This window comes from Streptomyces sp. NPDC057099 (assembly GCF_042671245.1).
Lineage (GTDB): Bacteria > Actinomycetota > Actinomycetes > Streptomycetales > Streptomycetaceae > Streptomyces > Streptomyces purpurascens.
In genome coordinates, this window is sequence record NZ_JBHUTX010000002.1 from 184436 (window position 1) to 211405 (window position 26970).

The following is a 26970-nucleotide window of genomic DNA, read 5'->3' on the forward strand; positions in this document are numbered from 1 at the left end:
CCCCTCAGGGGTTACGCGTTACGCGGGCACGCTCGCCACGCCCTGCGCGAGGAACCTCTTGCCGTTGACCCGCTCGGAGACGCCCTCGCGGTCCAGGTACGGCGTGATGCCGCCCAGGTGGAACGGCCAGCCGGCGCCCGTGATGAGGCACAGGTCGATGTCCTGGGCCTCGGCGACGACGCCCTCGTCGAGCATGATGCCGATCTCCTGCGCCACCGCGTCCAGGACGCGGTCGCGGACCTGCTCCTCGGTCAGGACGGAGTCGCCCTGCTTCAGCAGCGCCGCGACCTCGGGGTCCAGCTCCGGCTTGCCGGAGTCGTAGACGTAGAAGCCGCGCTTGCCCGCCTTGACGACGGCCGCGAGGTTCGGGGAGACCGTGAAGCGCTCCGGGAACGCCCTGTTGAGCGTCTCCGAGACGTGCAGACCGATCGCCGGGCCGACCAGCTCCAGCAGGACCAGCGGCGACATCGGCAGACCGAGCGGCTCGACGGCCTTCTCGGCGACCTCGACGGGGGTGCCCTCGTCGATGACGTTCTGGATCTCGCCCATGAAGCGCGTCAGGATGCGGTTCACGACGAACGCCGGGGCGTCCTTGGTGAGGACCGCGGTCTTCTTCAGCTTCTTGGCGACGGCGAACGCCGTGGCCAGGGAGGCGTCGTCGGTCTTCTCGCCGCGCACGATCTCCAGCAGCGGGAGGACCGCGACCGGGTTGAAGAAGTGGAAGCCCACGACCCGCTCGGGGTTCTTGAGCTTCGACGCCATCTCGGAGACCGACAGCGAGGAGGTGTTGGTCGCGAAGATCGCGTGCGCCGGGGCGACCGCCTCGACCTCCGCGAACACCTGCTGCTTGACGCCGATCTCCTCGAACACGGCCTCGATGATGAAGTCCGCGTCCGCGAAGCCCTCGGCCTTGTCCAGCACACCGGACACCAGCGCCTTGAGGCGGTTGGCCTTGTCCTGGTTGACACGGCCCTTGCCGAGCAGCTTGTCGATCTCGGCGTGGACGTAGCCCACACCCTTGTCGACGCGCTCCTGGTCGATGTCGGTCAGGACGACCGGCACCTCGAGGCGGCGCAGGAACAGCAGCGCGAGCTGGCTGGCCATCAGGCCGGCGCCGACGACACCGACCTTGGTGACCGGGCGGGCCAGGTTCTTGTCCGGGGCACCGGCCGGGCGCTTGCCGCGCTTCTGCACCAGGTTGAAGGCGTAGATGCCGGAGCGCAGTTCACCGCCCATGATCAGGTCGGCGAGCGCCTTGTCCTCGGCGTCGTAGCCCTGCTGGAGGTCGCCGTTCTTGGCGGCGGCGATGATGTCCAGGGCGCGGTAGGCGGCCGGGGCGGCGCCGTGCACCTTGGAGTCCGCGATGAAACGGCCCTTGGCGACGGCCTGGTCCCAGGCCTCGCCGCGGTCGATCGCCGGGCGCTCGATCCGGATCTCGCCCTTGAGGACCGTCGCGGTCCAGATCAGCGACTGCTCCAGGAAGTCCGCGCCCTCGAACAGGGCGTCGGCGATCCCCAGCTCGTAGACCTGCTTGCCCTTGAGCTGCTTGTTCTGGTTGAGGCTGTTCTCGATGATCACCGAGACGGCCTTCTCCGGGCCGACCAGGTTCGGCAGCAGGGCGCAGCCGCCCCAGCCGGGAACCAGACCGAGGAAGACCTCGGGGAGCGAGAACGCCGGGAGGGCCGCGGAGACGGTGCGGTAGGTGCAGTGCAGACCGACCTCGACACCGCCGCCCATCGCGGCGCCGTTGTAGTACGCGAAGGTCGGGACGGCCAGCTCGGACAGCCGCTTGAAGACCTCGTGGCCGCCCTTGCCGATGGCGAGCGCGTGCTCGTACTCCTTGAGGATCTCCACGCCCTTGAGGTCGGCGCCGACCGCGAAGATGAACGGCTTGCCGGTGATACCGACGCCGACGATCTCGCCGTCCGCCGCCTCCTTCTCGACCTGGTCGATCGCGGCGTTCAGGTTCGCCAGCGAGGCCGGGCCGAAGGTGGTCGGCTTGGTGTGGTCGTGGCCGTTGTCCAGGGTGATCAGGGCGAAGCGGCCCGCACCCAGCGGCAGGTCGAAGTGGCGTACGTGCGCACTCGTGACGACCTCGTCCGGGAACAACTCGGAAGCCTGCTTCAGAAGCTCGGCGGTGGTGCTCACTTGTCCCCCTCGAAGTGCGGGTTCTCCCAGATGACCGTCGCGCCCATGCCGAAGCCGACGCACATGGTGGTCAGGCCGTAGCGGACGTGCGGCTGCTCCTCGAACTGGCGGGCCAGCTGCGTCATCAGACGGACGCCGGAGGAGGCCAGCGGGTGGCCGAAGGCGATGGCGCCGCCGTACTGGTTGACGCGCGGGTCGTCGTCGGCGATGCCGTAGTGGTCGAGGAAGGCCAGGACCTGGACGGCGAAGGCCTCGTTGACCTCGAACAGGCCGATGTCGGAGATCGACAGGCCCGCCTGGGCCAGCGCCTTCTCCGTGGCCGGGATCGGGCCGTAGCCCATGACCTCCGGCTCGACACCCACGAAGGAGTAGGAGACCAGGCGCATCTTGACGGGGAGGTCGTGCTCCCGCGCGAAGTCCTCGGAGGCGATGACCGAGGCGGTGGCGCCGTCGTTCAGACCGGCCGCGTTACCGGCGGTGACCCGGCCGTGCACCCGGAACGGGGTCTTCAGGCCGGAGAGGTTCTCCAGGGTCGTGCCCGGGCGCATCGGCTCGTCGGCGGTGACCAGGCCCCAGCCCGTCTCGCCGGCCTCGGGGGAGGTACGGCGTACGGAGATCGGCACCAGGTCGGCCTGGATCTTGCCGTCGGCGTACGCCTTGGCGGCCTTCTCCTGGGAGCGCACGGCGTACTCGTCGGCGCGCTGCTTGGTGATCTGCGGGTAACGGTCGTGCAGGTTCTCCGCGGTCATGCCCATGAACAGGGCCGACTCGTCGACCAGCTTCTCGCTCACGAACCGAGGGTTCGGGTCGACGCCCTCGCCCATGGGGTGGCGGCCCATGTGCTCGACACCGCCGGCGATGGCGACGTCGTAGGCGCCGAAGGCGACGGAACCGGCGACCGCGGTCACGGCCGTCAGGGCGCCGGCGCACATGCGGTCGATCGAGTAGCCCGGGACGGACTGCGGGAGACCGGCGAGGATCCCGGCCGTACGGCCGATGGTCAGGCCCTGGTCGCCGATCTGCGTGGTCGCGGCGATGGCGACCTCGTCGATCTTCTTCGGGTCGAGACCGGGGTTGCGGCGCAGCAGCTCCCGGATCGCCTTCACGACGAGGTCGTCGGCACGGGTCTCGTGGTAGATGCCCTTCGGTCCCGCCTTGCCGAACGGGGTGCGGACGCCGTCGACGAAGACGACGTCCCTGACGGTACGAGGCACGATGGCTCTCCTCCAGGGTCCGGAACTGCATTGCTGCTGCGAGATGCGCTGAGCGCGCGCTCAGGCCCATGCTACTTATGGGTAACGTAGCTGCACAGTCCTGACAGGCGGAGCGGTGAAGGTCACACCTTCGGGGGTGCCGTGGAGCCCCGGGGCGTCAGCACCGGCGTGGGTACGGGATGCGATCCGGCCGCCGCGTCCCCGGTGATCACGCCGAACAGTGTCCGGGCCACCTCCGCCCCGAACCCGTGCACGTCATGACTCATCGCGGACAGCGTCGGATGCGTCAGCCGGCACAGCTGCGAGTCGTCCCACGCCAGCAGCGACACATCGTCCGGCACCCGCAGCCCCATCTCCGCCGCGACCGACAACCCCGCCACCGCCATGATGTCGTTGTCGTACACGATCGCGGTCGGCCGGTCCGGCGCCGAAGCGGTCAGCAGGGACCGTGTCGCCCGCGCCCCCGCGTCGCCGGAGAAGTCCGTCGCGACCTGCCGCGCCCCGGCCAGCGCCCCCGCCGCCTCGTCGAACGCCGCCGTCCGGATGGCCGTGTGCCCGAGGGCCGCCGCCCCGCCGACGCGGGCGATCCGCCGGTGCCCGAGCGCGGCCAGATACCGCACAGCCTCCCTCACGGCCGTGGCGTCGTCCGTCCACACCGAGGTGAGGCCCCCGGTCAGCGAGGGATGCCCGACCGCGACCACCGGCAGCCCGAGCCGCTCCACCAGGCCCACCCGGGGGTCGTCGGCGCGGAAGTCGACGAGGATCGACCCGCCGATCTGCCGCCCCCGCCACCACGCCTCCTGGACCCCGATCTCCTCGTCCATATTCCGTACGAGCCTCAGCAGCAGGGAGCAGGAGTGCTCGGCCAGTACGCTCTCGACGCCCGAGACGAAGTCCATGTACCAGGGCTCCAGCCCCAGCATCCGGGCCGGCCTGCACACCGCGAGACCCACCACGTCCACGCGTGAACCGGCCAGCGTCCGCGCGGTGAGGTTCGGGGCCCAGCCCAGTTCCCGCGCCGCCCTGAAGATCCGGTCCCGGGTCGCCTCCGACAGGCCCGGCTTGTGGTTGAAGGCGAGCGACACGGCACCCTTGGAGACACCGGCACGCGCGGCGACGTCCTTGATGGTGACGCGGGGGGTCGGCGTTGCCGTCATCGGGTGGGCTCCACGCAGTACAGGGCCGAACGAGCACTCTGAGCGTCCGGAGTCTTCCAGCCGCGCACCCCGATGGTCACCTCTTCGCCCGGCAGCAGCGTGACCAGCCCCCGGTCGGCCCGGGCCTCCGGGTCCAGCCGGTCGGCCTGGAGGAGCAGGTCCCGGACCAGGGTGCGGGCGGTCACGGTGATGCCGCCCGGGGCGAGCGCGACCTCGAACCGCGGTGCGGGATAAGGGACTTCGCGGTCCGGCATCGGGAAGTGCAGCGCCCGCAGGCCGTCAGCGTCGGAATCCGCGTCCGCGACCAGGAACTCCTTCGGCCCGGCGGGCGTCAGCTCGGGCGGGACACCGATGCGGGCCACGGTTCGCCTCCCGGCCGCGAACTCCACATCCGTCTGCCCCAGCATCTCGCCCTCGACGGACATCCGCCGCAGCGTCAGGGTCCCGGTCCAGTCCTCCGCGCCCTGGTTCACGGCGGCCAGCACCAGTGCGCCGTCCTCCTCGCGGAGCGTCAGCAACCGGTCCGCGTACAGCCGCTTCAGCTCGTGGTACAGCGGCTTCTCGCGCCCGTCCCCGTCGACCGCGGCCCAAGAGGTCACCGGCCAGCAGTCGTTGAGCTGCCAGACGACCGTGCCCGCGCACACCGGCCAGTGCGAGCGCCAGTGCTCGATCCCGGCGGCGACCGCACGCGCCTGGTTGACCTGCGTCAGGTAGTGCCAGCGGTCGAAGTCCCCGTCCGGTACGGCGAAATGCCGGGCCAGTCCGCGTTCCAGCTTGCCGTTGCCGTCGTCGGCCTTCTGGTGCTGCAGCATGCCGGGGGAGTCCGGCGCGAGCGCCTCCCCGGGCAGCGCCCGGCGCAGGGTGGCGTACGCGGGCGGCGCCTGCCAGCCGAACTCGGCGACGAACCGCGGCACGCTCAGCCGGTAGTCGGCGTAGTCCTCCCGGTTCCACACCTCCCACGAGTGGTGCGTGCCGTGCGCCGGGTCGTTCGGATGGTGCCGCCAGGACCCCGACCAGGGACTGCCCGCCGTGTACGGCCGGGTCGGATCCAACTCGGCCACCACACGCGGCAGCACACCCAGGTAGTAGCCCTCGCCCCAGGAGTCCCCGGCCAGCCTCGGCTCCCACTCCCAGTCCCTGAAGCCCCACAGGTTCTCGTTGTTGCCGTTCCACAGCACCAGCGACGGATGCGGCATCAGCCGTACGACATTCTCCCGCGCCTCGGCCTCCACCTCGCCCCGCAGCGGCTGCTCCTCCGGGTAGGCCGCGCACGCGAACGGGAAATCCTGCCAGACCACCAGCCCGAGTTCGTCGCAGGCGTCGTAGAAGTCCTCACTCTCGTAGAGCCCGCCGCCCCAGATCCGTACGAGGTCCACACCCGCCCCGGCGGCCTGCTCCAGCCGCTCCCGGTAGCGCTCTCGGGTGACGCGGGACGGGAAGACGTCGTCGGGGATCCAGTTGACGCCGCGCGCGAAGAGCCGCTCACCGTTGACGACGAGAGTGAACCCGGTGCCGTGCGCGTCGGGCCGCTGGTCCAGCTCCACCGTCCGGAAGCCGATCCGTCGCCGCCACACGTCCAGGTCGCCGCCCTCGCTCAGCAACCTCAACTCAACGTCGTACAGCTGCTGTTCGCCGTACCCGCGCGGCCACCACAGCTGCGCGTCCGGCACCCGCAGCCGCACCACCCCGTGCGCCCCGTCCAGCTCCGCGCGGGCCCGTACCCCGCCCACCGTCGCCTCCACGGCCAGCGGCACCTCCACCCGGGTCCGCTCGACGTCGACGGCCAGCTCGACGACCCCCACGCCCTCCTCGACGCCGACCAGCGGACGCACCCGGGCGATCCGGGCCGTCGACCAGCGCTCCAGGCGCACCGGCCGCCAGATCCCGGCCGTCACCAGGGTCGGCCCCCAGTCCCAGCCGAAGGAGCAGGCCATCTTGCGCACGTACTGGTAGGGCTCGGCGTAGGCGGCGGGCCGCTCGCCCAGCCGTCCCCGCACGGCCTCGGCCTCGGCGTAGGCGGAGACGAACCGCACGGACAGCAGCCCGGACAGCCCCGTCACATCGAAGCGGTACGAGCGGTGCATGTTCCGCACCGTGCCCAACGGCCGTCCGTCCAGGGAGATCTCGGCGACGGTGTCGAGCCCGTCGAAGACCAGGTCGGTCTGCTCCTGCGCGCCGGGGACCTCCAGCTCCCGCTCGTACGTCCAGTCCCGGCGCCCCACCCACGCCACCTCGGACTCGCCCTGGCCCAGGAACGGATCCGGGATCACCCCGGCCGCCATCAGGTCGGTGTGCACACAGCCCGGCACGGAGGCCGGCAGCGCGTCCGACTCGTGCCGCAGGATCCATCCGTCGCCGAGCGCTGTGGCCTCCAGCATGCGCACTCCCTTAACCGGTCCAGTGAAGAGTCGTGTCCAGGTTTCGCATCGTTGGCGGGAATGGGACTTTACCGGTTGAGGAAAGCGCTGTCAGAGTGCCGAACCAGCCATACCGCACGTGCTCTTCCGTCCCGAGTTCCTCTCCGCGAACGGAGCTGATGCACATGAACCGCCGTACCGTCCTCGCCCTCGCCGTGGGCGCCGCCCTGCTCGCCTCGGGCTGCACCGGTACCGGAGGCACCTCCAAGGGTGCGGATGCCGAGGCACCCGACGATCCCGCCAAGGTGACCGGGACCATCACCGTCCTCACCCACCGGACCGACCTCGTGCAGGACGGGACGATGAAGAAGTACGCCGCCGAGTTCGGCAAGACCTACCCGAAGGTGAAGGTCGAGTTCGAGGGCCTCACCGACTACGAGGGCGAGGTCAAGATCCGGATGAACACGGAGAACTACGGCGACGTCCTCATGATCCCGGCCGTGATCGAGAAGAAGGACTACCCGAAGTTCTTCGCCTCGCTGGGCACCCGGGCGGAGCGGGGCAAGAAGTACCGCTTCACCGACTACTCCACCGTCCAGGGCAAGGTCTACGGGCAGAGCCCGATCGGCGTGGTCCCCGGCTTCGTCTACAACAAGAAGGTCTGGAACGCGGCCGGCGTCACCGACTGGCCCACCACCCCGGCCGAGTTCCTCGACGACCTCAAGGCGATCAAGGCCAAGTCCGAGGCGGTCCCGTACTACACCAACTTCAAGGACATGTGGCCGCTGACCCAGTGGACGAGCGTCAACGGCTCGGTCGGCTGCGACACCGGCGCCACCACGCGTCTCGCCGAGGGCGACCCGTGGGCCGACGGCGCCGATCTGCGCGTCGGTGACACGCTGCTCCACGACATCGTGAAGTCGGGCCTCGTCGAGAAGGACCCGACAACGACCAACTGGGAAGCCTCCAAGCCCAAGCTGGCCAAGGGCGAGATCGCCACGATGTGGCTCGGCTCCTGGGCGGTCGTTCAGATGCAGGATGCCGCGAAGCAGGCCGGTACCGATCCGGCCGACATCGGCTTCATGCCCTTCCCCGCCCAGAAGGACGGCGCGTTCTGCGCGGTGACGTCCCCCGACTACCAGCAGGCCGTCAACGTCCACTCCGACCACAAGGCCGCCGCCCGCGCCTGGATCGACTGGTTCACCGACAAGTCCGGCTACGCGGACGCCAACCTCGCCCTCTCGCCCCTCAAGGACGCCCCGCTGCCCGACATCCTGAAGCCCTACGAGGAGGCGGGCGTGAAGCTCCTCGACATCGACGACACCAAGGGCGCCGAGGTCAAGTCCATCGACAACCAGTCCGAGGTCGGCATCTACAAGCCCGACTACCGTCAGGACCTCGTCGATCTCGCCCGCGGTGCGCGCAAGGGCGGCCTGGACGACTTCCTCGCCGGACTCGGCGACAAGTGGACCGAGGCGCAGCGGAACCTGGGGTCCTGATGGCCCGGCCCACCCGGCGGTGGCGGGGCGTGACGCCCTGGCTGTTCCTCCTCGCCCCGCTCGTCCTGCTGATCACCTTCACCTACGCGCCGATCGTCAACATGGTCGCGTACAGCTTCACCGACTGGGACGGCGTCAGCCCCGAACTGCACTACACGGGCACCGAGAACTACGCCGAACTCTTCACCCGCTCCGAGCTGTTCGAGGTGTTCTTCGTCAGCGGGTACTACCTCGCCGCGTCCGTGGTGCAGATCGCCGCCGCGCTCTACTTCGCCACCGTCCTGAGCTTCAACGTCCGCTTCCGCAACTTCTTCAAGGGCGTGCTCTTCTTCCCGTACCTGATCAACGGCGTCGCGATCGGCTTCGTCTTCCTGTACTTCTTCCAGGACGGCGGCACCCTGGACGCGATCCTGGGCCTCGTCGGCTACGACGGCGACCGCGCCTGGCTCGGTACGCCCACCTCGGCCAACGTCTCCCTCGCCGGCGTCTCGGTCTGGCGCTACATGGGCCTGAACTTCGTCCTCTTCCTCGGGGCGATCCAGTCCATCCCGGGGGAGCTGTACGAGGCGGCCGAGATCGACGGGGCGAACCGCTGGCAGCAGTTCCGCCACATCATCGCGCCCGGCATCCGGCCCGTGCTGAGCCTCTCGGTGATCCTGTCCGTCTCCGGTTCGCTGTCGGTCTTCGAGATCCCGTACATCATGACCGGCGGCGCGACCGGCACCGAGACCTTCGTGATCCAGACCGTGAAGCTGGCCTTCCAGTTCAACAAGACGGGCCTCGCCTCGGCGGCGGCCGTCGTACTGCTGCTGATCATCCTGGCGGTGACCTGGGTGCAGCGGCGCCTCGTCCCGGACGACAAGGTGGACCTCGTATGACGCGCCGTACGGTGGCCCGGGCCCTCGTGTATCTGTCCCTGGTCCTCGCGACCCTGGTCGTGTTCCTGCCGCTGGCCGTGGTCTTCCTGACCTCGCTCAAGACCTCCGGGGAGATGGCGGACGACAGTGGCGCGCTCACGCTGCCCGACGACCCGCTCAACTTCTCCAACTACGTGACGGCGTTCCAGGACGGCCGGATGCTCTCGGCGTTCGCCAACACGGCGATCATCCTGGTGGTCGCCATCGGGGGCACGATCCTGATCGGCTCGATGACGGCGTACGCCATCGACCGCTTCCGGTTCCGATTCCGGAAGCTGGTCCTGGCCCTGTTCCTGGTCGCCGCGCTGGTCCCCGGGGTGACCACCCAGGTGGCCACCTTCCAGATCGTCAACAGCGTCGGCATGTTCGACAGCCTCTGGGCCCCGATCGCGCTCTACATGGGCACGGACATCGTCTCGATCTACATCTTCCTGCAGTTCGTACGATCGATCCCGGTCTCGCTCGACGAGTCGGCCCGCCTCGACGGGGCCAACGCCTTCACGATCTACCGGAAGATCATCTTCCCGCTCCTGAAACCGGCGATCGCGACCGTCGTGATCGTGAAGGGGATCAACGTCTACAACGACTTCTACATCCCCTTCCTCTACATGCCCTCCGAAGATCTTGGCGTGATATCGACGTCCCTGTTCCGCTTCAAGGGCCCCTTCGGCGCCCACTGGGAGACCATCTCGGCAGGCGCGATCCTGGTCATCGCCCCGACACTGATCGTCTTCCTGCTGCTGCAGAGGTTCATCTACAACGGCTTCACCAGGGGAGCGACCAAGTGATGAGGCGGCGGCTAGGCCTCCTTCGCGGACAGCGCCTCCACCAGCACCGGCGTCACCAGCTCCACCTGCCAGGCCCGAGCCCCGTACCCATCGAGGGCCGCGCTCACGGACTCCGCGTCCACCACACCCGGCGGCTCCCAGCACACCCGCCGCACCGTGTCCGGCGTGATCAGATTCTCCTGCGGCATGTTGATCTGCTCGGCCAGCGCCGAAACCCCCGCCCGGGCCGCGGACAACCGCGCCGCGGCGACAGGATCCTTGTCGGCCCAGGCCCGCGGCGGCGGCGGCCCGGCGACCGGCTGCCCCGGCTGCGGCAACTGCGCCTCGGTCATCGCCTTCGCCCGGTCCACGGCCGCCTGCCACTGCTCCAGCTGCCGCTTGCCCGTCCGGTGTCCGAAACCGTTCAGCGCGGCGAGCGCGTGCACGTTGGCCGGAAGTGCCAGCGCGGCCTCCACGATGGCCGCGTCCCCGAGCACCTTGCCGGGCGAGACGTCCCGCCGCTGCGCGATCCGGTCCCGGGTCTGCCACAGCTCCCGTACGACGGCCAGCTGCCGCCGCCTGCGCACCTTGTGCATGCCGGACGTACGCCGCCAGGGATCCTTGCGGGGCTCGGGCGGCGGGGCCGAGGCGATCGCGTCGAACTCCTGGCGGGCCCACTCCAGCTTGCCCTGCCGGTCCAGCTCCTTCTCCAGCGCGTCGCGCAGGTCGACGAGCAGCTCGACGTCCAGCGCCGCGTACCGCAGCCAGGGCTCGGGCAGCGGCCGGGTGGACCAGTCGACCGCGGAGTGTCCCTTCTCCAGGACGAAACCGAGCACGCCCTCGACCATCGCGCCGAGGCCGACCCGGGGGAACCCGGCGAGCCGCCCGGCCAGCTCGGTGTCGAACAGCCGCGTCGGCACCATGCCTATCTCGCGCAGGCAGGGCAGGTCCTGGGTGGCGGCGTGCAGCACCCACTCGACGCCGGAGAGGGCCTCGCCCAAGGCGGACAGGTCGGGGCAGGCCACGGGGTCGATCAGAGCCGAGCCGGCGCCCTCGCGGCGCAGCTGCACCAGGTAGGCGCGCTGGCCGTAGCGGTAGCCGGACGCCCGCTCGGCGTCGACGGCGACGGGGCCGGTGCCCGCCTGGAAGGCGGCGATCACCCGGGCCAGGGCGGTCTCGTCCGCGATCACGGGCGGAATGCCCTCGCGCGGCTCCAGCAAGGGGGTCGGCGCCTCCGTAGCAGAAGATCCGCCGTCGTCCGGAGGGGCGCCTCCGGTGGTTCGCAGTGAGCTGTCTGCTGCGGTGTCGTGGGCGTCGGTCACATGTCAAGGGTATCCATGTATGGACAGCGCCCGCCGACGGAACGTTCCGTCGGCGGGCGCCCGAGGGTCGCAAACCAGTCACGTCGGGGAAGTACGGGGTTCGCGAGCCACGTGTGAGGTGAAGGGGATTCGGCTACCGATCCCGTTCACGTGAGTGAATGATCACAAAGGGTCATGGCGGAACGGATCAGTGGATGATCCCGGTCCGCAGCGCCACCGCCACCATGCCGGCGCGGTCGCCCGTGCCGAGCTTGCGGGCGATGCGGGCGAGGTGGCTCTTGACGGTCAGTGCGGACAGGCCCATCGAGACGCCGATCGCCTTGTTCGACTGGCCCTCCGCGACCAGCCGCAGCACCTCGACCTCGCGGCCGGACAGTTCGCGGTAGCCGCCCGGGTGACTCGGGGCACCCGGGGGGCGGCGGTGCAGACGCGCGGCGGCGGCGCCGATGGGGGCGGCGCCCGGCCGGGTGGGGAGCCCGACGTTGGTGCGGGTGCCGGTGACGACGTAGCCCTTCACACCGCCGGCGAGCGCGTTGCGCACGGCGGCGATGTCGTCGGCGGCGGAGAGGGCGAGGCCGTTGGGCCAGCCCGCGGCGCGGGTCTCCGACAGCAGGGTGAGGCCGGAGCCGTCCGGCAGGTGGACGTCGGCGACGCAGATGTCGCGGGGGTTGCCGATGCGGGGACGAGCCTCCGCGATGGACGAGGCCTCGATGACGTCGCGCACACCGAGCGCCCACAGGTGGCGGGTGACGGTGGAGCGGACGCGCGGGTCGGCCACGACCACCATGGCGGTCGGCTTGTTCGGGCGGTAGGCGACCAGGCTTGCGGGCTGCTCGAGGAGAACGGACACCAGGCCTCCTGGGGTGCGGGACGGGGCCGGCTCGTGGGGATGAAGCCGGGACGAACCGTGCTTTCAAGGTCACAGTCGTCTTCGGCACCGAACCCGTCCGCCTTTAGAGAATGATCACGATTCGGTGATAACAATCCGTGCAATTCGGACACGCGGTCGATCATTCGAAGGTCGAACGGTTTCGCTCTGCGTCGGTACACGGTCGAAAGTGGCCGTATCGACAAAGTGATTCGGCCAAGAGGGGGACGCGAGTGTGATCGTCGACCGGACATGGTTGACCGCCCCGCACAAGGTCGATCAGTGCGGGGCGGTCAGGGTTCGATCAGGAGGGACCGGTGTCAGCGGGACTGGGGTCCCCGCCGCTGCGGCAGGGTCACCACCGAGGCGTCGCCCGGCCCGGCCGGCGGCAGCCCCGCGACCTGGGCGAGCAGATCGCACCAGGCCGCCAGGTGCCCGGCCGTGTCCGGAACCCCGCCCAGACCCTCGCGCGGCGTCCACGACGCGCGGATCTCGATCTGCGAGGCGGCCGGGCGCGCGGACAGACCGCCGAAGTAGTGCGAACTCGCGCGCGTGACGGTTCCGCTCGGCTCCCCGCACGTCAGCCCGCGCGCCTGCAGCGCGCCGGTCAGCCAGTCCCAGCACACCTCCGGCAGCAGCGGGTCCGCCGCCATCTCCGGCTCCAGCTCCGCGCGCACCAGCGTCACCAGCCGGAACGTGCCCCGCCAGGCCTCGTGGCCCGCCGGGTCGTGCAGCAGCACCAGCCGGCCGTCGGCCAGGTCCTGGTCGCCGTCGACGACCGCCGCCTCCAGCGCGTAGGTGTAGGGGGCGAGCCGCTGCGGCGGGCGCGTCGGCTCGATCTCGATCTGGGGCCGCAGCCGCGCCGTCCTGAGCGCGTCGACGGCGGACCGGAAGGGCAGCGGGGCGGTGTCCGCCTCCCTCCGGTCGTTCTCGGTGTCCTTCGCTTCGTCCATTCCGCCAGCGCCGTCCGACAGTCGTCCCTGAGCCGCAGCCATGCGGGAAGATTACGGGGACCGGGCCCCGGGTGCCGGGCTAGACACCCCGCGCCTCTCCAGGGGCTGAATCGCGCTCCTTGACGGCGTGCGAAACTTGGCCCCGTGAGTGCCAACGACGCCCCCCGGGCCCAGCAGCCGTCCGTCACGTACGACTCAGCCTTCCTCAAGGCCTGCCGGCGCGAGCCCGTGCCGCACACCCCGGTGTGGTTCATGCGGCAGGCCGGGCGCTCACTGCCGGAGTACCGCAAGGTGCGCGAGGGCATTCCGATGCTCGAGTCCTGCATGCGGCCCGAGCTGGTCACCGAGATCACGCTCCAGCCGGTGCGCCGGCACGACGTGGACGCGGCGATCTACTTCAGCGACATCGTGGTGCCGCTCAAGGCCATCGGTATCGACCTCGACATCAAGCCCGGCGTCGGCCCGGTCGTCGAGCGCCCGATCCGCACCCGCGCGGACCTCGCGCAGCTGCGCGACCTGACCCCCGAGGACGTCTCCTACGTCACCGAGGCCATCGGCCTGCTGACGCGCGAGCTCGGCGCCACGCCCCTCATCGGCTTCGCCGGCGCCCCGTTCACCCTCGCCAGCTATCTCGTCGAGGGCGGCCCGTCCCGCACGTACGAGAACGCCAAGGCGATGATGTACGGCGACCCCGAGCTGTGGGCCGACCTGCTCGACCGTCTCGCGGACATCACGACCGCCTTCCTGAAGGTGCAGATCGAGGCGGGCGCCTCCGCGGTCCAGCTCTTCGACTCCTGGGCCGGTGCCCTGGCCCCCGTCGACTACCGGCGTTCGGTGCTCCCCGCCTCGGCGAAGGTCTTCGACGCCGTGGCCGGCTACGGCGTCCCGCGCATCCACTTCGGAGTCGGCACCGGCGAACTGCTGGGCCTCATGGGCGAGGCCGGCGCGGACGTCGTCGGCGTCGACTGGCGCGTCCCGCTGGACGAGGCCGTCCGCCGTGTCGGCCCCGGCAAGGCGCTCCAGGGCAACCTCGACCCGACCGTGCTGTTCGCCTCGACGGAGGCCGTCGAGGCGAAGACCCGGGAGGTCCTGGACAGCGCGACGGACCTGGAGGGCCACATCTTCAACCTGGGCCACGGCGTCATGCCGTCCACCGACCCGGACGCGCTGACGCGGCTCGTGGAGTACGTCCACACGCACAGCGCCCGCTGACGGGCCCTCAGGACGACGGGCCCTCCCGCGTCGCCCGGATCAGCCACCAGGTGGCCGCCAGGCACCCGGCCGCGGGCAGGGCCAGCAGCAGCGGTACGGCCTGGACACCGGCCAGTTCGATGCCCTTGCCCAGCACCGGCCCGGCCGCGACCCCGCCGATCATCGAGGCGGCGATCACATAGGCCCCCGCCCGTCGCGCCCGCGGCACCGCCCGGGACAGCCACGGCAGGCCCGTGGGGAAGATCGGCGCGTGGAAGAGGCCGACACCGGCGTACGCGTACGGGGCCGCCGCCGGGACGAGGGCCAGCAGGAGGCAGGCGACCATGCCGACGGAGCTGACCACCATGATCGTCTGCACCGACCAGCGCAGCGTCAGCGGTGCGACCAGCAGCCGTCCCACGGTCACCATCAGCCAGAAGGCGGAGGTCGCCGTGGCCGCGGTCGCCGCGTCGTGCCCGACGGACTCCAGATGCGTCGGCTCCCAGCCGCCGACCCCGGTCTCCACCGCCACCATCAGGACGTACAGCGCGATGAAGACCGTGACGACCAGGGCCGCCGAGGCCCGCAGTCCGGGCGTCCCCTTCTCGTCCTCTTCTTCGGGCGCCGTCGGGACCGGCGTCTCCCCGCCCTCGCGGACGCCGCGCTGAGCCAGCACCAGTACGGCGGACAGCGCGGCGAACCCGGCGAAGACGGCCGGGTACTCGCCCGGGCCCAGCAGCCCCAGAAGCGCGGGACCGCCCACGGCACCGAGACCGTAGGCCGCGCCGATGATGTTGAGCATCGCCGGGCTGCGACGGCCGAACCCCACCGAGAACAGCTGGTTGAGTCCGTAGTCGATGCCGCCGAAGCCCACCCCGGTCAGCAGCGCGCAGGCCAGCGCCCACGGCCAGGCGGAGGCCAGCGCGAAGCCGGTCCCGCCGAGTGCCATCAGCGCGTACGAGGCGGACAGCAGGGTTCTGTTGCCCAGCCGCCCGTGCACCCGGTTGAGCAGCAGCACACCGGCGACGCCGCCGACGAAGTGAGCGCTCAGGCTCAGCCCGGCGGCGGCCGGTGACAGGCCGAACTCCGCGCGGAACGCGGGGATCGCCGGACCGTACAGCGCCTGCAGGGCCCCGATCAGGGCGAAGCCCACGCACGAGGCGACGACGGCGAACGGACTGAACAGGGGCCGCGCCACAGCGGTGTCGTGCGGCGCGGCCCGCGCCGAGGTCCCGGTCAAGAGACGTTCCTCTTCCCCGCGATGCCGATGCCGGTGCCCCTGCCCTGTGCGTCGCGCGGTGTCACGAGGGCACCGCCGCGGCGAGCGCGTCCTGCTCGTCGCCCGCCAGCAGGCGCTCCAGCACCCGCTGGCTGCGCAGCCCGTCGCCGAAGCGGGCCAGTGCGCTGTCGGCACTGCGCGCGCCGGTGGTGTCCTGTGCGGAGACCGCGTCGCGCCACTCCCGCAGCTGGTGCCGGAACGTGTCGCTCCACCCGGGCACCTCGCCGGGCGGCGAGGCCAGCGTCTCCTCGCGGGCGAACGTGCCCTGCTCCCAGGTGACACGGGACTTCAGGAAGTACGTCGTGTCGTCCTTGGAGTGGTAGTACAGCTCCTTGCGGTCGCCGATGATCTTCAGCGAGAAGCCGAGCTCCTCCGGCAGCGAGGACTTCGAGGTGACCAGGTTGAAGAAGGTGCCGTTCTCCAGACGGCCGCTGACGAAGGCGTAGTCGTCGACCTGGACGTCCTGGCCCTCCTTCTGCGGCACGTTGACCTGGAGCTTGGTGCGGCAGCTCGTGCTGTCGACCGGGCTGTCGAAGAGCCGGTCGAGCATGTCCACCAGATGCACGCCCAGGTCGCCCAGGGAGCCGCTGGTGGAGCGGCCCAGCGCGCTGTCCCGCCAGGTGAAGCGGGAGCGGGTCAGGGCGCTGCCGCGCCGGAAGCCGGCCTCCGCGAAGAGGATGGAGCCCAGCTCCCCGCTCCGCACCAGGTTCCTGATCTCGCCGATGGCCTCCAGATAGCGGTAGTTGAAGCCCATGGCGCACACCAGGCCGCTCTCCTCGGCCAGCGCGGTGATGCGCTCGGCCTCCGCGACCGTCGTCGTCATCGGCTTCTCGCACAGCACGTGCCTGCCGTGCCGGACGGCCTCCTCGGCGTAGTCGGCGTGGGTGTGGTTCGGCGAGGCGATGACGACCGCGTCGACATGCCGGTACAGCTCGGTCGTGGAGGAGAAGACGGGGCAGCCGAAACGCTCCGCCAGCTCCGCCGCCTTCTCGGGCAGCACGTCGTACACGCCGGCCGCCACGACGCCGGGGACGGTCTCGGCGGCGCGCAGGTGGGCGAGGGCGATGCCGCCGGCGCCGATGATTCCTGTCTGCATGGTCTGCCTCTTTCAGGGACGGTCCTCCGGCCCGGGATCACCGGACCGGAGGCGCGGTTCAGTGGCCGAGGTGGAGACGGAAGGCGGTGAGGAGGGCCTGGGCGTGCGGGTGCGGCGACACCCGCGCGAAGCGGCTCCTGGCCTCGGGGGTGCAGTTGGCGACGAGGTAGCCGTGGCGCACGGCGTCCAGCATCTCCAGGTCGTTGCCGCTGTCGCCGAACGCGAGGGTCCGCTCCGCTGCGACGCCGAAGCGGGCACACAGGTGCCGGACGACGTTGCGCTTGCCGCACACCGCCGGGATGAAGTCGACGTCGTAGCAGTCGGCGGGGTCCCCGGTGGCGGGGTTGCAGCGGCTGATGTTGAGCCCGAGGCCCTGCTCGCGGGCGAAGTCGCGCACGAGGCCGAGGCTCTGCTCGTCGCGTCGTGGGTCGCCGAGGGAGCGGAAGTAGTAGTTGACCAGGAACTCGGTGGGGTTCCCGGTGTGCGGGTCGTGCTGCGGGAACAGCTCGACCCCGTACCGGGCGAGACGCTCCACGGCCGTCCGCACCCGGTCCCGGTCGAAGCCGCTGTCCCGCAGCAGTTGCCCCCACTCGGGGTCGGGGCGGGCGACGCCGTCGGGGAAGAACGTCAGCTCGGTACCGAGCGAGCCGGCCACGAAGTGCGGCAGGACGCGGGCGCCGCAGCGCGCCATCTTCTCCCGTACGGAGGCCGGCGAGCTGCCGGTGACCCAGCCGAAGAGCAGGCCGTGTTCGACGGCCTCGCTCAGCAGGAACTCCTCCAGCGCGGCGAGGTGGGCGCGTTGTTCAGGGGTCGCGGCATGGGCGAGGTAGGTCTCGTCGAAGTCGGAGAACGCGGCCCAGCCCACCGGGTCCGGCAGGCGCAGATGAGGCGGCGGACCGAGGTCCGGGCCGCCGCCGGCCTCGAACGGCAGGGTGTCGGTCATGCCGCCGCCCGGCGCGTCGCCGCGTACAGGGCCTCGACCACGCGGTCCTGCTCGCCGAGGGACAGCCCCGCGTGCAGCGGCAGATGCAGCACCCGGTCGTGCAGCCACTCGGTGCGCGGCAGGTGCGCCTTCCCGAAGAACCGCTCGCGCACCGGGGTCTCCTGCCGGTGCGTCAGGACGGGGTAGTAGACGTCCGCTTCCACCCGGCTCGTCCGCGCCAGCCGCTCCAGCAGCGTGTCACGGGCCGCCGCGCCGCCGGCCGCGAGGACGGGGAACAGATGCCAGGAGTGGTCGGGAGCGAAGGCGGGCGTCTCGATCACGCCCTCCTCGGCCAGCGGCCGCAGCGCCTCGACGTAGCGCCGGGCCAGATACGTACGCCGCAGCCCGCGCAGACTCGTCCAGGGCAGCAGGGCCAGACCGATCGCGGCCATGGTGTTGTCGATGCGCGCGTTGAGCCCGAACGCCTCGCACTTGACGTTCTTCCGGCCCGGCTCGAAGCCGTGGTAGCCGAGCACCCGGCACCGCTCGGCGATCGCGGCCGAGCCGGTGACCACGGCACCGGCCTTCCCGCACAGTCCGACGTTCTTGTACGGGTTGAAGCTGAGGGCCGCCGCGTCGGAGTACCGCCCGACACCGGTCACCCCGATCGCCTGGCAGGCGTCCTCGACGATCCGCAGCCCGTGCCGGTCGGCGACGGCCCGCAGTCCGGCCATGTCGGCGAGCTTGCCGTACAGATGGACGGGGAGCAGTGCCACGGTGCGCGGGGTGATCCGCTCCGCCACCGACTCGGGGTCCAGGTTGCCGTCCGGCGTGGTCACATCGGCGAGGACGGGTACGGCACCGCAGGCGAACACCGCGTTCTCGGTGGCGGCGAAGCTGTTGGCCGGCAGGATCACCTCGTCGCCCGGCTCGACGCCCACGGCACGCAGCGCGATGGCGAGCGCGTCCGTGCCGCTGCCGGTCGCGACGGCGCAGGACAGCCCGGCGTAGTCGGCGAGGGCGTCCTCGAAGGCCGTGACGGCGGGGCCGCTCGTGAACTCGCAGCTCTCCAGCACCTGTGCGAAGGCGTCGGCGGCGGCGCTCTTCTCCCGCGGCGACAGCAGCCGTTCCTTCGGCAGGAAGGGGACGTTCGACGCCGGCGGCGGCTCGGGGAAGAGGGAGGCGACGAACGCGTCGGGATGTTCCGGAGCGGAGTTCCACGACGAAAGGGCCTGCGCCAGTTCCCGGTTGGCGAGGGTGTCCCGTAAGGACTGGGCCACCCTCGTGCCGCGGGCGAGGTCCTCGGCCACGCGGTGCAGGCCGTGGCTGTCGCCGAGGAGGAGAGAGCCGGTGAGCGTGCCGGTTTCGGCGGTGGAGACGGTGGAGACGGTCATGCGTACTCCTTGCGTTCGGATAGCGGGAAAAATGCTGCGCGAACGCGCGCGCATGGGTGTGGAATGCGAATGGATTGATGGGCCGAATAACACTCGGATGCATTCCGTGGGGAATGCGTGAGTGGCTACGTCGGCGATGCTGTCAGCGGTCGACAAGATGCGTCAACCGGCAGCTTTTTGCCGGACGCGTCGCATGCCACTCCTGCTCTTGTTACGGTGGGTTTCCCAGGCGATACGCAGAGGGAGTGTTTCCGAGCGGTGTCACGTCATGTCCAGTCAGTTTCCTCGCTGCCCGATCTGCTGCGCGCGTGGCGCGTCGACGCGGGAAACAAAATGAACAGAGGAAGACAGTTACCTCAAAAAGAAGTTGCGGACCGGATGGGCGTCAGTGAGCGCTGGTATCGGAATCTCGAAACCGGGCTGCACGCCCCGCTTTCCGGAGAAATACTCGAGCGCCTTTCCCGGGCCCTGCTGCTCGGCCCCGACGAACGCATGGCTCTGTACGGGCACGCCCTCGGCGGTGCCGGAGGGCAGCAGGCCGAGGACGCCGGGAACGCAGCCCCGGACGACGTCACCGACGCCCTCGCCGAACTCGCCTCGGCGCAGACCGACTTCCCCACCTACCTCACCGACCAGGCGTGGAACCTCCTCGACCACAACGCGGCCATGGCCCGCTGGTTCCCCTGGGTCCTGGAGCCCGGTGCCAACCTGATGCGCTGGGCACTGACCACGACCGAGGCCCGCGAGCAGATCGTGGACTGGCCCCGGCACGCCGCGCAGTACCTCGCGCTGCTGCGCTTCGCGCTGGTGACGCGCCCCGACGACACCGACCTCGGCGCCCTGCGCGACGCCGTCCTCGACGACCGTGTGTGCCGCGACCTCTGGGACCGGAGCCCCAAGGTGCTCGCCTATCGGCACGGCCACCGCTACGAACTGCGCCTGCCCCACATCTGTCCGGAGCCCCTCACCGTCACCTCGCAGGTGCTGCTTCCCGCGTACCGGCAGGAGCTTCGCTACGTCCTGCTGCTGCCCGTGAATCGCTGAGCCCGGTGAACGCTGCCCCGGGGGCGTGCGTATGTGTCGGCAACCGCCCGCGGCGCGGGGAAGGCGGGTCGCGGGGCCGACGTGAGGAACAGGCGATGAACGACCGAGTTACTCCCGCGATGCACGCACTGCCCGACGGCGAGGCGGAGCTCACGCTGGTGGTGCGGCTGCCCTGGGAGGACGTGGCCCGCCTCGGCCAGGAGGCCGGGCGGCTGGCGTCCCAGATGCGGCGGCCCGTGACGCTGGAGGAGGCGGTGAGCCATCGGCTGCGTTCGTCGCGGGCGGCCGCGCATGCGAAGCCGGCGGGGGAGCAGCCGCCGGCTGTCGCTCCTTCGGCGTCGGTCTCGTCCTTGCCGTCCCGGCCGCCGGCGGAGCAGGCGCGGCAGGCGATCGATCGGATCAACGGGACGGCCGGGACCGCGTAGGGGTCCCCCTTACAAGGAACCGCGCGTCTTAGCCGCCGCCTTGCGGGCCGCTACCAGGATCGGGTCCCAGACGGGGGAGAAGGGTGGGGCGTAGCCGAGGTCGAGGGTCGTCATCTGTTCGGCCGTCATGCCCGCGGTGAGGGCGACCGCGGCGATGTCGACGCGTTTGCCCGCGCCCTCCCTGCCCACGATCTGGACGCCGAGGAGGCGGCCCGTGCGGTGTTCGGCGAGCATCTTGACCGTCATGGGGGAGGAGTTCGGGTAGTAACCGGCGCGGCTGGTCGACTCGATGGTGACCGTCTCGAAGCGCAGGCCCACACGGTGGGCGTCCTTCTCGCGCAGTCCCGTGCGCGCGATCTCCAGGTCGCAGACCTTGCTGACGGCCGTGCCGACCACACCGGGGAAGGTGGCGTAGCCGCCGCCCGCGTTGGTGCCGATGACCTGGCCGTGCTTGTTGGCGTGGGTGCCGAGCGGGATGTGCCGCTGCTGGCCGGAGACCAGGTCGAGGACCTCGACGCAGTCGCCGCCGGCCCAGATGTTCTCGTACCCGCGCACCCGCATCGAGCGGTCCGTGAGCAGACCCCGGTGCGTGCCGAGCGGGAGTCCGGCCGCCCGCGCGAGCGTCGTCTCGGGGCGTACGCCGATGCCGAGCACGACGACGTCCGCCGGGAACTCGCGGTCCTCCGTGGCCACCGCGCGTACCCGTCCGTCGTCACCCGTCAGGACCCCGGTGACCTCGGCGTCGTTCACCATCGTGATGCCCAGGCCCTCCATGGCCTCGTGCACCAGGCGGCCCATGTCGGGGTCGAGGGTCGACATGGGCTCGCTGCCGCGGTTGACGACCGTCACCTCGTAACCGCGGTTGATGAGCGCCTCGGCCATCTCCACGCCGATGTACCCGGCCCCCACGACCACCGCGCGACGGCCACGCGTGCGTGCCAGCGTGTCCAGCAGCGCCTGGCCGTCGTCGAGCGTCTGCACCCCGTGCACCCCGGGCGCGTCCACCCCGGGCAGCCCGGGCCGGATCGGCCGGGCACCGGTCGCGATCACGAGCTTGTCGTACGACGTCCAGGACTCGGCGCCGGAGCCGAGGTCACGCGCGCGTACCCGCTGCCCGTCGGGGTCGATCTCGGTGACCTCGGTGCGCAGCCGCAGATCGATGTCCCGCGCGCGGTGTTCCTCGGGGGTGCGGGCGATGAGCCGGTCCCGGTCGGGGACGTCGCCGCCCACCCAGTAGGGGATGCCGCACGCCGAGTACGACGTGAAGGTGCCGCGCTCGAACGCCACGATCTCCAGCTCGTCGGGCTTGTTCAGCCGGCGTGCCTGTGACGCCGCGGACATCCCCGCGGCGTCACCGCCGATCACGACCAGTCGCTCCCGTGTACCCCGCGTACGGCTCATGCTCATGCGAACACGCTACGGGAGCAGGGCATTTCAGTCCTGCTCGCCGGGCGTGCGCGGCCGCGCGGACTCCGGGGCCGGGCGGGCCGTCGGCAGCGGGCCCAGCGCGCTCGTCGCGGGCGACGCGGGCCGCGGGCGGCGCGGCAGGCGGGGGCGTACGACACGCACCCACAGCAGGGTGATCAGGGCCGCCACCGCGGCGAACGGCAGGATCGCGCCCAGGGCCACCGCGAGCCAGCGCAGCATCGTCACGAACGCGTTCCAGCCGCCCGCGAGCGCGTCCACGAAGCCCGGGTCGTCGTCCTTCGCCTCCTTCTTCTTCACCAGGGTCTCGGAAAGCGAGAGGGTGATGGTGGCCAGGCTCGTGCGGTCCTTCAGGGACGTCTGCCGGGCGAGCAGCGCCTCCAGATCGGCCTGGCGGGTGCTCAGCTCGCCCTCCAGGGTCACCACGTCGCTCAGCTTGGTGGCCTGGTCCATCAGCTCGCGGATCCGGGCCACGCTGGCACGCTGCGACTTGATCCGGCTCTCCACGTCCACGACCTGGTCGGTGACGTCCTCGGCCTTGGCGCTGCGCTCGAGGAGCTTTCCGGCGCCCTCCAGCTCGGCGAGGACCTCGTCGTACTTCTCGACGGGCACGCGCAGCACGACCCGGGTCCGCTCGTGGCCCTCCCCGTCCCGGGTGGTGGTCTCGTTGCCGACATAGCCGCCCGCGTTCTCGGCGTCGGTGCGGGCCTCGTCCAGGGCCTTCGGGACGTCCTTGACCCGCACGGTCAGCGAGGCCGTGCGGATGATGTGGTTCTCGGTGAGCTTCGGCGGGGCGGTCGCCCGGGCTCCGTTTCCGGCGCCGCCGGGGGCGGCCTCCTGCGCGCCGGCCTTGTCCTGCGCCCGGGAGGCGGCGCCGTTGTCGGCGGCCGCGCTCCCGCCGGAGTCGTCGCCGGCACCGCTGCATCCGGTGAGTGCGAGTGCCGCGGCCAGCAGCAGCGCCGCCAGAGTCGGGGCGGGGTGGCGTGCGGGTCGTCGTGTGCGCATGTGGGATTCCCCCGGGGATCGATTCCGCTGACGCTTCTTCGACGCCCGGGCGGCGCCGGACGTTTGGCCCGGGACGGTTCCGATGCGGTCACGGTCGGGACTCGTCCGGGACACCGGGGCACGGCGGCACTGTCAGCGGGGTCTGAGAGGCTGGAGACATGCGCGAAGTTCAAGCCCGTGCGGGCACGGGACAGGTCATCGTCATCGGGGCGGGTATCGCGGGCCTGGCCGCCGCGCACCGGCTGCTGGAGCGCGGGGCGCGGGTGACGGTGCTGGAGGCCTCCGACCGGGTCGGAGGCAAGCTGCTGCCCGGCGAGATCGCGGGCGCGCGCGTGGACCTCGGCGCCGAGTCGATGCTGGCCCGCCGACCCGAGGCGGTGGCGCTCGCGCGCGAGGTGGGCCTCACCGACCGCCTCCAGCCCCCGGCCACCGCCACGGCCTCGATCTGGACCCGGGGCGCACTGCGCCCGATGCCCAAGGGGCATGTGATGGGCGTCCCCGGCACCGCCGCCGCCCTGTCCGGCCTGCTGTCCGACGAAGGCCTCGCCCGCATCGGGCGCGACGCCGAGCTGCCCCGCACCGAGGTCGGGGACGACGTGGCCGTCGGGGAGTACGTGGCGGAGCGACTGGGCCGCGAGGTCGTCGACCGCCTGGTGGAACCCCTGCTGGGCGGCGTGTACGCGGGCGACGCCTACCGCATCTCGATGCGCTCGGCCGTCCCCCAGCTCTTCCAGGCCGCCCGGGGCCACACCTCCCTCACGGAGGGCGTCCGCGAGATCCAGGCGAAGGCCGCCGCAGCCCAGCAGACCGGCCCGGTGTTCATGGGCCTCCAGGGCGGCGTCGGCACCCTGCCCCTCGCGGTCGCCGAGTCCGTCCGGGCCCGCGGCGGCGAGATCCTGACCGGGACGCCGGTGACGGAGCTGCGCCGCACCCCGGCGGACGGCGGGTGGCGGGTCGTCTCCGGGGTGCGCGTGTGGCACGCGGACGCGGTGGTCGTCGCCGTCCCCGCCCCGGCCGCCGCCGGCCTCCTGCGCACCGAGAGCCCCGGCGCCGCCGCCGAGCTCGGCGCCGTCGAGTACGCCTCCATGGCCCTGGTCACCCTCGCCTACCGCCGTGCCGAGACGGCCCTGCCCGACGGCAGCGGCTTCCTGGTGCCGCCCGTCGACGGACGCACCATCAAGGCCTCCACCTTCGCCTCGCGCAAATGGGGCTGGATCGCCGACGAGAACCCCGACCTGCTCGTCCTGCGCACCTCCGTCGGGCGGTACGGCGAGACGGAGATCCTCGACCGCGACGACACCGGGCTCGTGGACGTCTCCCGGCACGACCTGAAGGCGGCGACCGGCCTGGACGCCACACCCGTCGCCACCCGCGTCACCCGCTGGGACGACGGCCTGCCCCAGTACCCGGTCGGCCACCACGCGCGCGTGGCCCGCGTCCGCGAGCACATCGCCGGACTGCCCGGGCTCGCCGTGTGCGGCGCCCCGTACGACGGCGTCGGCATCCCGGCGTGCATCGCGAGCGCCCACGCCGCCGTCGACCAGATCCAGGGTGACCTGCGGGGTGTGGAGGAGCTCACCGCCCACCCGGTGCAGAGCCTGCACGGCGGAGCAGGAGAATGAGGACATGAGCAACGACGCCTCCACCCCCGAGACCGGCAGGATCCCGAACAAGGGCAAGCTGGCCAAGGACCTCAACGAGGTCATCCGCTACACGCTCTGGTCCGTCTTCAAGCTGAAGGACGTGCTCCCCGAGGACCGCGCCGGGTACGCCGACGAGGTCCAGGAGCTGTTCGACCAGCTCGCCGCGAAGGACGTGACGATCCGCGGCACGTACGACGTCTCGGGCCTGCGCGCCGACGCCGACGTCATGATCTGGTGGCACGCGGAGACCAGCGACGCGCTGCAGGAGGCGTACAACCTCTTCCGCCGCACGAAGCTGGGCCGGGCGCTCACGCCGGTGTGGTCGAACATGGCGCTGCACCGCCCCGCCGAGTTCAACCGCTCGCACATCCCGGCGTTCCTCGCCGACGAGACGCCCCGCAATTACGTGAGCGTCTACCCGTTCGTGCGCTCCTACGACTGGTACCTGCTGCCCGACGAGGACCGCCGCCGCATGCTCGCCGACCACGGCAAGATGGCCCGCGGCTACCCGGACGTGCGCGCCAACACCGTCGCCTCGTTCTCCCTCGGCGACTACGAGTGGCTCCTCGCCTTCGAGGCCGACGAGCTGTACCGCATCGTCGACCTCATGCGTCACCTGCGTGCCTCCGAGGCCCGTATGCACGTCCGCGAGGAGGTCCCCTTCTACACGGGCCGCCGCAAGGAGGTCGCCGAACTGGTCGCCGGTCTGGCCTGATCAGCGGAGCCGTCGCTCGGCCCCGGGCTTCTCCGGGGCCGTCGACCGCGGCTCGGGTTCGGCGTGCGGCTGGCACTGCGCGTGCCGCCCCGGCAGCCGGCCGTCCAGCAGATACGCCTCCAGGTGGCCGTTGACGCAGGCGTTCGGCCCGCCGGCCAGGCCGTGCGCGCCCGCGTTGCGCTCCGTCACCAGGACCGAGCCCGCGAGACGGCGGCGGAGTTCCAGGGCGCCGTCGTACGGCGTGGCGGCGTCCCGCTCGGCGGCCAGGATCAGCGTCGGCGGCAGCTCGCCCGGCGCGGTGCCGACGTCGAGCGGCCGTTGCCGCGGCCCCCGCCAGTAGGCGCAGGGCAGATTCGTCCACACGTTGTCCCAGGTCTCGAACGGCGCCGTCCGCGCGAGCCGGGTGTTGTCCCGGTCCCACACCCTCCAGTCCGTCGGCCAGGGGGCGTCGTTGCACTCGACGGCCAGATACACCGCGTGGGTGTTCTCCGCCTCGGCGGCCGCCTCCGGATACCGGCTCGCCTGCTCGACCAGCGGCTTGGGATCGCCCTTGAGGTACGCCGAGAGCGCGTGCGCCAGGAGCGGCCACTGGTCGTCGTAGTATCCGGCCTGCAGGAACGCTTCCTGCAACTGCCCCGGCCCGACCTTCCCGCCGGCCGGCTCGGCGGTCAGCCGCGCGTGCGCACGCGCGTAGCGGCGCTGTACCTCCCGCGCGCTCCCGCCCAGCCCGTACACGCCGTCGTGCCGGGCGATCCACCTCCGGAAGTCCCGCCATCGGCCCTCGAACGCCGCCGACTGGGCGAGGTTGTTGCGGTACCAGATCTCCGCCGGGTCGGGATCGACCACCGAGTCGAACACCATCCGCCGTACGTGCGCGGGGAACAGCGTCGCGTACAGGGCGCCGAGGTAGGTGCCGTACGACGAGCCCAGGAACGTCAGCCGCGTCTCGCCGAGCGCGGCGCGCAGTACGTCCAGGTCGCGGGCGTTGTTCAGCGAGTGGTAGTGCCGCAGTGTGTCGCCGGCCCGTTCGGCGCAGCCGCGCGCGTACGCCTTGGCCTGCGCGATGCGTTCCTTCTTGAACGCCGTCGAGGGGTGCGTCTGCGCCTGTGTGGGCGCCTTGAAGAACCGCGCGGGGTCCTGGCAGGACAGCGGCGCGGACCGGCCGACACCGCGCGGGGCGTAACCGATGAGGTCGTAGGCGGCCGCGAGCCGCTTCCACTCGGGGAGCAGCCCGACGATCGGGAAGTACAAGCCGGTGGCACCGGGCCCGCCGGGGTTGTAGACCAGGGCGCCCTGCCGGGGGACCTTGCGCTTGCTGTTGTGCGGGTCCTTCTGCGTGGCCCGGGTCCGGCTGACGGCGAGTCGGATCTGCCGGCCGTTCGGCCGGGCGTAGTCCAGCGGGACGGTCACCGTGCCGCACCGCATGCCGCCCGGCAGGTCCTGCGCGTCGTCGCACGGCCCGAACCGGATGCCGGCCGCCTTCGCGCGCGCGGCGGCCACCGCGGTGCCCTGCGACTCGGGCGCCGCGGACCGGCCCTCGACGTCCGGGGCCGCGGTCAGGGCGCTCAACAGCAAGGACCCCGCTGCCGAGTAGAGGAGGGCGGCTCTCATCGCTTATCCCTTCGATGC

General features: G+C 71.4%; 22 protein-coding genes. 8 read left to right on the top strand and 14 right to left on the bottom strand.

The window, feature by feature from the left end:
- Positions 1-18 precede the first annotated feature (18 nt).
- The 4 genes from ACFT4A_RS03265 to ACFT4A_RS03280 all read right to left on the bottom strand — a co-directional run bounded on the left by ACFT4A_RS03265 (position 19) and on the right by ACFT4A_RS03280 (position 6897).
- Positions 19-2148 (bottom strand): 3-hydroxyacyl-CoA dehydrogenase NAD-binding domain-containing protein, encoded by a 2130-nt coding sequence (locus ACFT4A_RS03265; protein WP_382825469.1) that lies wholly within the window; start codon positions 2146-2148, stop codon positions 19-21.
- Positions 2145-3362 carry a thiolase family protein gene (locus ACFT4A_RS03270; protein ID WP_382825471.1) on the bottom strand — a complete coding sequence of 406 codons (1218 nt, stop codon included), beginning with the start codon at positions 3360-3362 and terminating at the stop codon, positions 2145-2147. The genes ACFT4A_RS03265 and ACFT4A_RS03270 overlap by 4 nt, the downstream gene beginning before the upstream one ends.
- A 122-nt stretch (positions 3363-3484) precedes the next feature.
- Positions 3485-4519: a LacI family DNA-binding transcriptional regulator gene (locus tag ACFT4A_RS03275; RefSeq protein WP_382825473.1), complete on the bottom strand. Its 1035-nt coding sequence runs from the start codon at positions 4517-4519 to the stop codon at positions 3485-3487.
- Positions 4516-6897, bottom strand: a complete 2382-nt coding sequence (locus ACFT4A_RS03280) for a glycoside hydrolase family 2 protein (protein WP_382825475.1) — start codon at positions 6895-6897, stop codon at positions 4516-4518. Before ACFT4A_RS03280 ends, ACFT4A_RS03275 begins: the two co-directional genes overlap by 4 nt.
- Positions 6898-7061: 164 nt before the next feature.
- On the opposite strand from ACFT4A_RS03280, the gene ACFT4A_RS03285 reads away from it, so the two are divergent.
- Genes ACFT4A_RS03285 through ACFT4A_RS03295 form a run of 3 tightly spaced genes read left to right on the top strand, consistent with a single transcriptional unit; the run spans position 7062 to position 10080 of the window.
- On the top strand, positions 7062-8375 hold the full coding sequence (locus tag ACFT4A_RS03285) for an ABC transporter substrate-binding protein (RefSeq protein ID WP_382825477.1): 1314 nt from the start codon (positions 7062-7064) through the stop codon (positions 8373-8375).
- Positions 8375-9253 (top strand): carbohydrate ABC transporter permease, encoded by an 879-nt coding sequence (locus ACFT4A_RS03290; protein ID WP_382825479.1) that lies wholly within the window; start codon positions 8375-8377, stop codon positions 9251-9253. Before ACFT4A_RS03285 ends, ACFT4A_RS03290 begins: the two co-directional genes overlap by 1 nt.
- Complete coding sequence (locus tag ACFT4A_RS03295) at positions 9250-10080, top strand: carbohydrate ABC transporter permease (protein ID WP_382825481.1); 831 nt, start codon at positions 9250-9252, stop codon at positions 10078-10080. Before ACFT4A_RS03290 ends, ACFT4A_RS03295 begins: the two co-directional genes overlap by 4 nt.
- Positions 10081-10091: 11 nt before the next feature.
- Here the strand turns inward: ACFT4A_RS03295 and ACFT4A_RS03300 are convergent, their stop codons facing one another.
- The 3 genes from ACFT4A_RS03300 to ACFT4A_RS03310 form a co-directional block, all read right to left on the bottom strand.
- Positions 10092-11381: a ribonuclease D gene (locus ACFT4A_RS03300; protein ID WP_382825483.1), complete on the bottom strand. Its 1290-nt coding sequence runs from the start codon at positions 11379-11381 to the stop codon at positions 10092-10094.
- 187 nt (positions 11382-11568) lie between these two features.
- Positions 11569-12231: a response regulator transcription factor gene (locus ACFT4A_RS03305; RefSeq protein WP_184589340.1), complete on the bottom strand. Its 663-nt coding sequence runs from the start codon at positions 12229-12231 to the stop codon at positions 11569-11571.
- Between the two features lie 338 nt (positions 12232-12569).
- Positions 12570-13244 carry a DUF3000 domain-containing protein gene (locus tag ACFT4A_RS03310; RefSeq protein ID WP_382825485.1) on the bottom strand — a complete coding sequence of 225 codons (675 nt, stop codon included), beginning with the start codon at positions 13242-13244 and terminating at the stop codon, positions 12570-12572.
- A 102-nt stretch (positions 13245-13346) separates the two neighbouring features.
- Between ACFT4A_RS03310 and hemE the strand changes: the two genes are divergently transcribed.
- Complete coding sequence (gene hemE, locus ACFT4A_RS03315; protein ID WP_382825487.1) at positions 13347-14414, top strand: uroporphyrinogen decarboxylase; 1068 nt, start codon at positions 13347-13349, stop codon at positions 14412-14414.
- 7 nt (positions 14415-14421) lie between these two features.
- Here the strand turns inward: hemE and ACFT4A_RS03320 are convergent, their stop codons facing one another.
- The 4 genes from ACFT4A_RS03320 to ACFT4A_RS03335 form a co-directional block, all read right to left on the bottom strand.
- Complete coding sequence (locus ACFT4A_RS03320; RefSeq protein WP_382825489.1) at positions 14422-15633, bottom strand: MFS transporter; 1212 nt, start codon at positions 15631-15633, stop codon at positions 14422-14424.
- Between the two features lie 61 nt (positions 15634-15694).
- Positions 15695-16768 carry a Gfo/Idh/MocA family protein gene (locus tag ACFT4A_RS03325; RefSeq protein WP_382825491.1) on the bottom strand — a complete coding sequence of 358 codons (1074 nt, stop codon included), beginning with the start codon at positions 16766-16768 and terminating at the stop codon, positions 15695-15697.
- A gap of 58 nt (positions 16769-16826) precedes the next feature.
- A complete protein-coding gene (locus tag ACFT4A_RS03330; RefSeq protein ID WP_382825493.1) occupies positions 16827-17711 on the bottom strand; it encodes an HAD-IIB family hydrolase in 885 nt (294 codons plus the stop codon).
- Entirely contained in the window at positions 17708-19084 is a 1377-nt protein-coding gene (locus ACFT4A_RS03335) for a DegT/DnrJ/EryC1/StrS family aminotransferase (protein ID WP_382825495.1), read from the bottom strand. Before ACFT4A_RS03335 ends, ACFT4A_RS03330 begins: the two co-directional genes overlap by 4 nt.
- A gap of 258 nt (positions 19085-19342) precedes the next feature.
- On the opposite strand from ACFT4A_RS03335, the gene ACFT4A_RS03340 reads away from it, so the two are divergent.
- Positions 19343-20128: a helix-turn-helix domain-containing protein gene (locus ACFT4A_RS03340; protein WP_382825497.1), complete on the top strand. Its 786-nt coding sequence runs from the start codon at positions 19343-19345 to the stop codon at positions 20126-20128.
- A 95-nt stretch (positions 20129-20223) separates the two neighbouring features.
- Positions 20224-20553 (top strand): hypothetical protein, encoded by a 330-nt coding sequence (locus ACFT4A_RS03345; protein ID WP_382825499.1) that lies wholly within the window; start codon positions 20224-20226, stop codon positions 20551-20553.
- Between the two features lie 9 nt (positions 20554-20562).
- Here the strand turns inward: ACFT4A_RS03345 and ACFT4A_RS03350 are convergent, their stop codons facing one another.
- Positions 20563-21960, bottom strand: a complete 1398-nt coding sequence (locus ACFT4A_RS03350; RefSeq protein ID WP_382825501.1) for an FAD-dependent oxidoreductase — start codon at positions 21958-21960, stop codon at positions 20563-20565.
- A 27-nt stretch (positions 21961-21987) separates the two neighbouring features.
- On the bottom strand, positions 21988-22983 hold the full coding sequence (locus tag ACFT4A_RS03355; RefSeq protein WP_382825503.1) for a DUF4349 domain-containing protein: 996 nt from the start codon (positions 22981-22983) through the stop codon (positions 21988-21990).
- A gap of 158 nt (positions 22984-23141) precedes the next feature.
- On the opposite strand from ACFT4A_RS03355, the gene hemG reads away from it, so the two are divergent.
- Positions 23142-24605, top strand: coding sequence for a protoporphyrinogen oxidase (hemG, locus tag ACFT4A_RS03360; protein ID WP_382825505.1), 1464 nt, complete (start codon positions 23142-23144; stop codon positions 24603-24605).
- A 4-nt stretch (positions 24606-24609) separates the two neighbouring features.
- On the top strand, positions 24610-25341 hold the full coding sequence (gene hemQ / locus ACFT4A_RS03365) for a hydrogen peroxide-dependent heme synthase (RefSeq protein WP_382825506.1): 732 nt from the start codon (positions 24610-24612) through the stop codon (positions 25339-25341).
- Here hemQ and ACFT4A_RS03370 read toward each other — a convergent pair whose 3' ends face one another.
- Positions 25342-26952: an alpha/beta hydrolase gene (locus ACFT4A_RS03370; protein WP_382825508.1), complete on the bottom strand. Its 1611-nt coding sequence runs from the start codon at positions 26950-26952 to the stop codon at positions 25342-25344.
- Positions 26953-26970 lie beyond the last annotated feature (18 nt).

Excerpts from the sequence above, each read along its gene's own strand:
- hemQ (WP_382825506.1), top strand. The coding sequence starts at position 24,610 with ATGAGCAACGACGCCTCCACCCCCGAGACCGGCAGGATCCCGAACAAG.
- ACFT4A_RS03330 (WP_382825493.1), bottom strand. The coding sequence starts at position 17,711 with ATGACCGACACCCTGCCGTTCGAGGCCGGCGGCGGCCCGGACCTCGGT.
- ACFT4A_RS03335 (WP_382825495.1), bottom strand. The coding sequence starts at position 19,084 with ATGACCGTCTCCACCGTCTCCACCGCCGAAACCGGCACGCTCACCGGC.
- ACFT4A_RS03370 (WP_382825508.1), bottom strand. The coding sequence starts at position 26,952 with ATGAGAGCCGCCCTCCTCTACTCGGCAGCGGGGTCCTTGCTGTTGAGC.
- ACFT4A_RS03290 (WP_382825479.1), top strand. The coding sequence starts at position 8,375 with ATGGCCCGGCCCACCCGGCGGTGGCGGGGCGTGACGCCCTGGCTGTTC.
- hemG (WP_382825505.1), top strand. The coding sequence starts at position 23,142 with ATGCGCGAAGTTCAAGCCCGTGCGGGCACGGGACAGGTCATCGTCATC.
- ACFT4A_RS03295 (WP_382825481.1), top strand. The coding sequence starts at position 9,250 with ATGACGCGCCGTACGGTGGCCCGGGCCCTCGTGTATCTGTCCCTGGTC.
- ACFT4A_RS03350 (WP_382825501.1), bottom strand. The coding sequence starts at position 21,960 with ATGAGCATGAGCCGTACGCGGGGTACACGGGAGCGACTGGTCGTGATC.
- ACFT4A_RS03325 (WP_382825491.1), bottom strand. The coding sequence starts at position 16,768 with ATGCAGACAGGAATCATCGGCGCCGGCGGCATCGCCCTCGCCCACCTG.
- ACFT4A_RS03355 (WP_382825503.1), bottom strand. The coding sequence starts at position 22,983 with ATGCGCACACGACGACCCGCACGCCACCCCGCCCCGACTCTGGCGGCG.
- ACFT4A_RS03345 (WP_382825499.1), top strand. The coding sequence starts at position 20,224 with ATGAACGACCGAGTTACTCCCGCGATGCACGCACTGCCCGACGGCGAG.
- ACFT4A_RS03285 (WP_382825477.1), top strand. The coding sequence starts at position 7,062 with ATGAACCGCCGTACCGTCCTCGCCCTCGCCGTGGGCGCCGCCCTGCTC.
- ACFT4A_RS03280 (WP_382825475.1), bottom strand. The coding sequence starts at position 6,897 with ATGCTGGAGGCCACAGCGCTCGGCGACGGATGGATCCTGCGGCACGAG.
- ACFT4A_RS03275 (WP_382825473.1), bottom strand. The coding sequence starts at position 4,519 with ATGACGGCAACGCCGACCCCCCGCGTCACCATCAAGGACGTCGCCGCG.
- ACFT4A_RS03310 (WP_382825485.1), bottom strand. The coding sequence starts at position 13,244 with ATGGCTGCGGCTCAGGGACGACTGTCGGACGGCGCTGGCGGAATGGAC.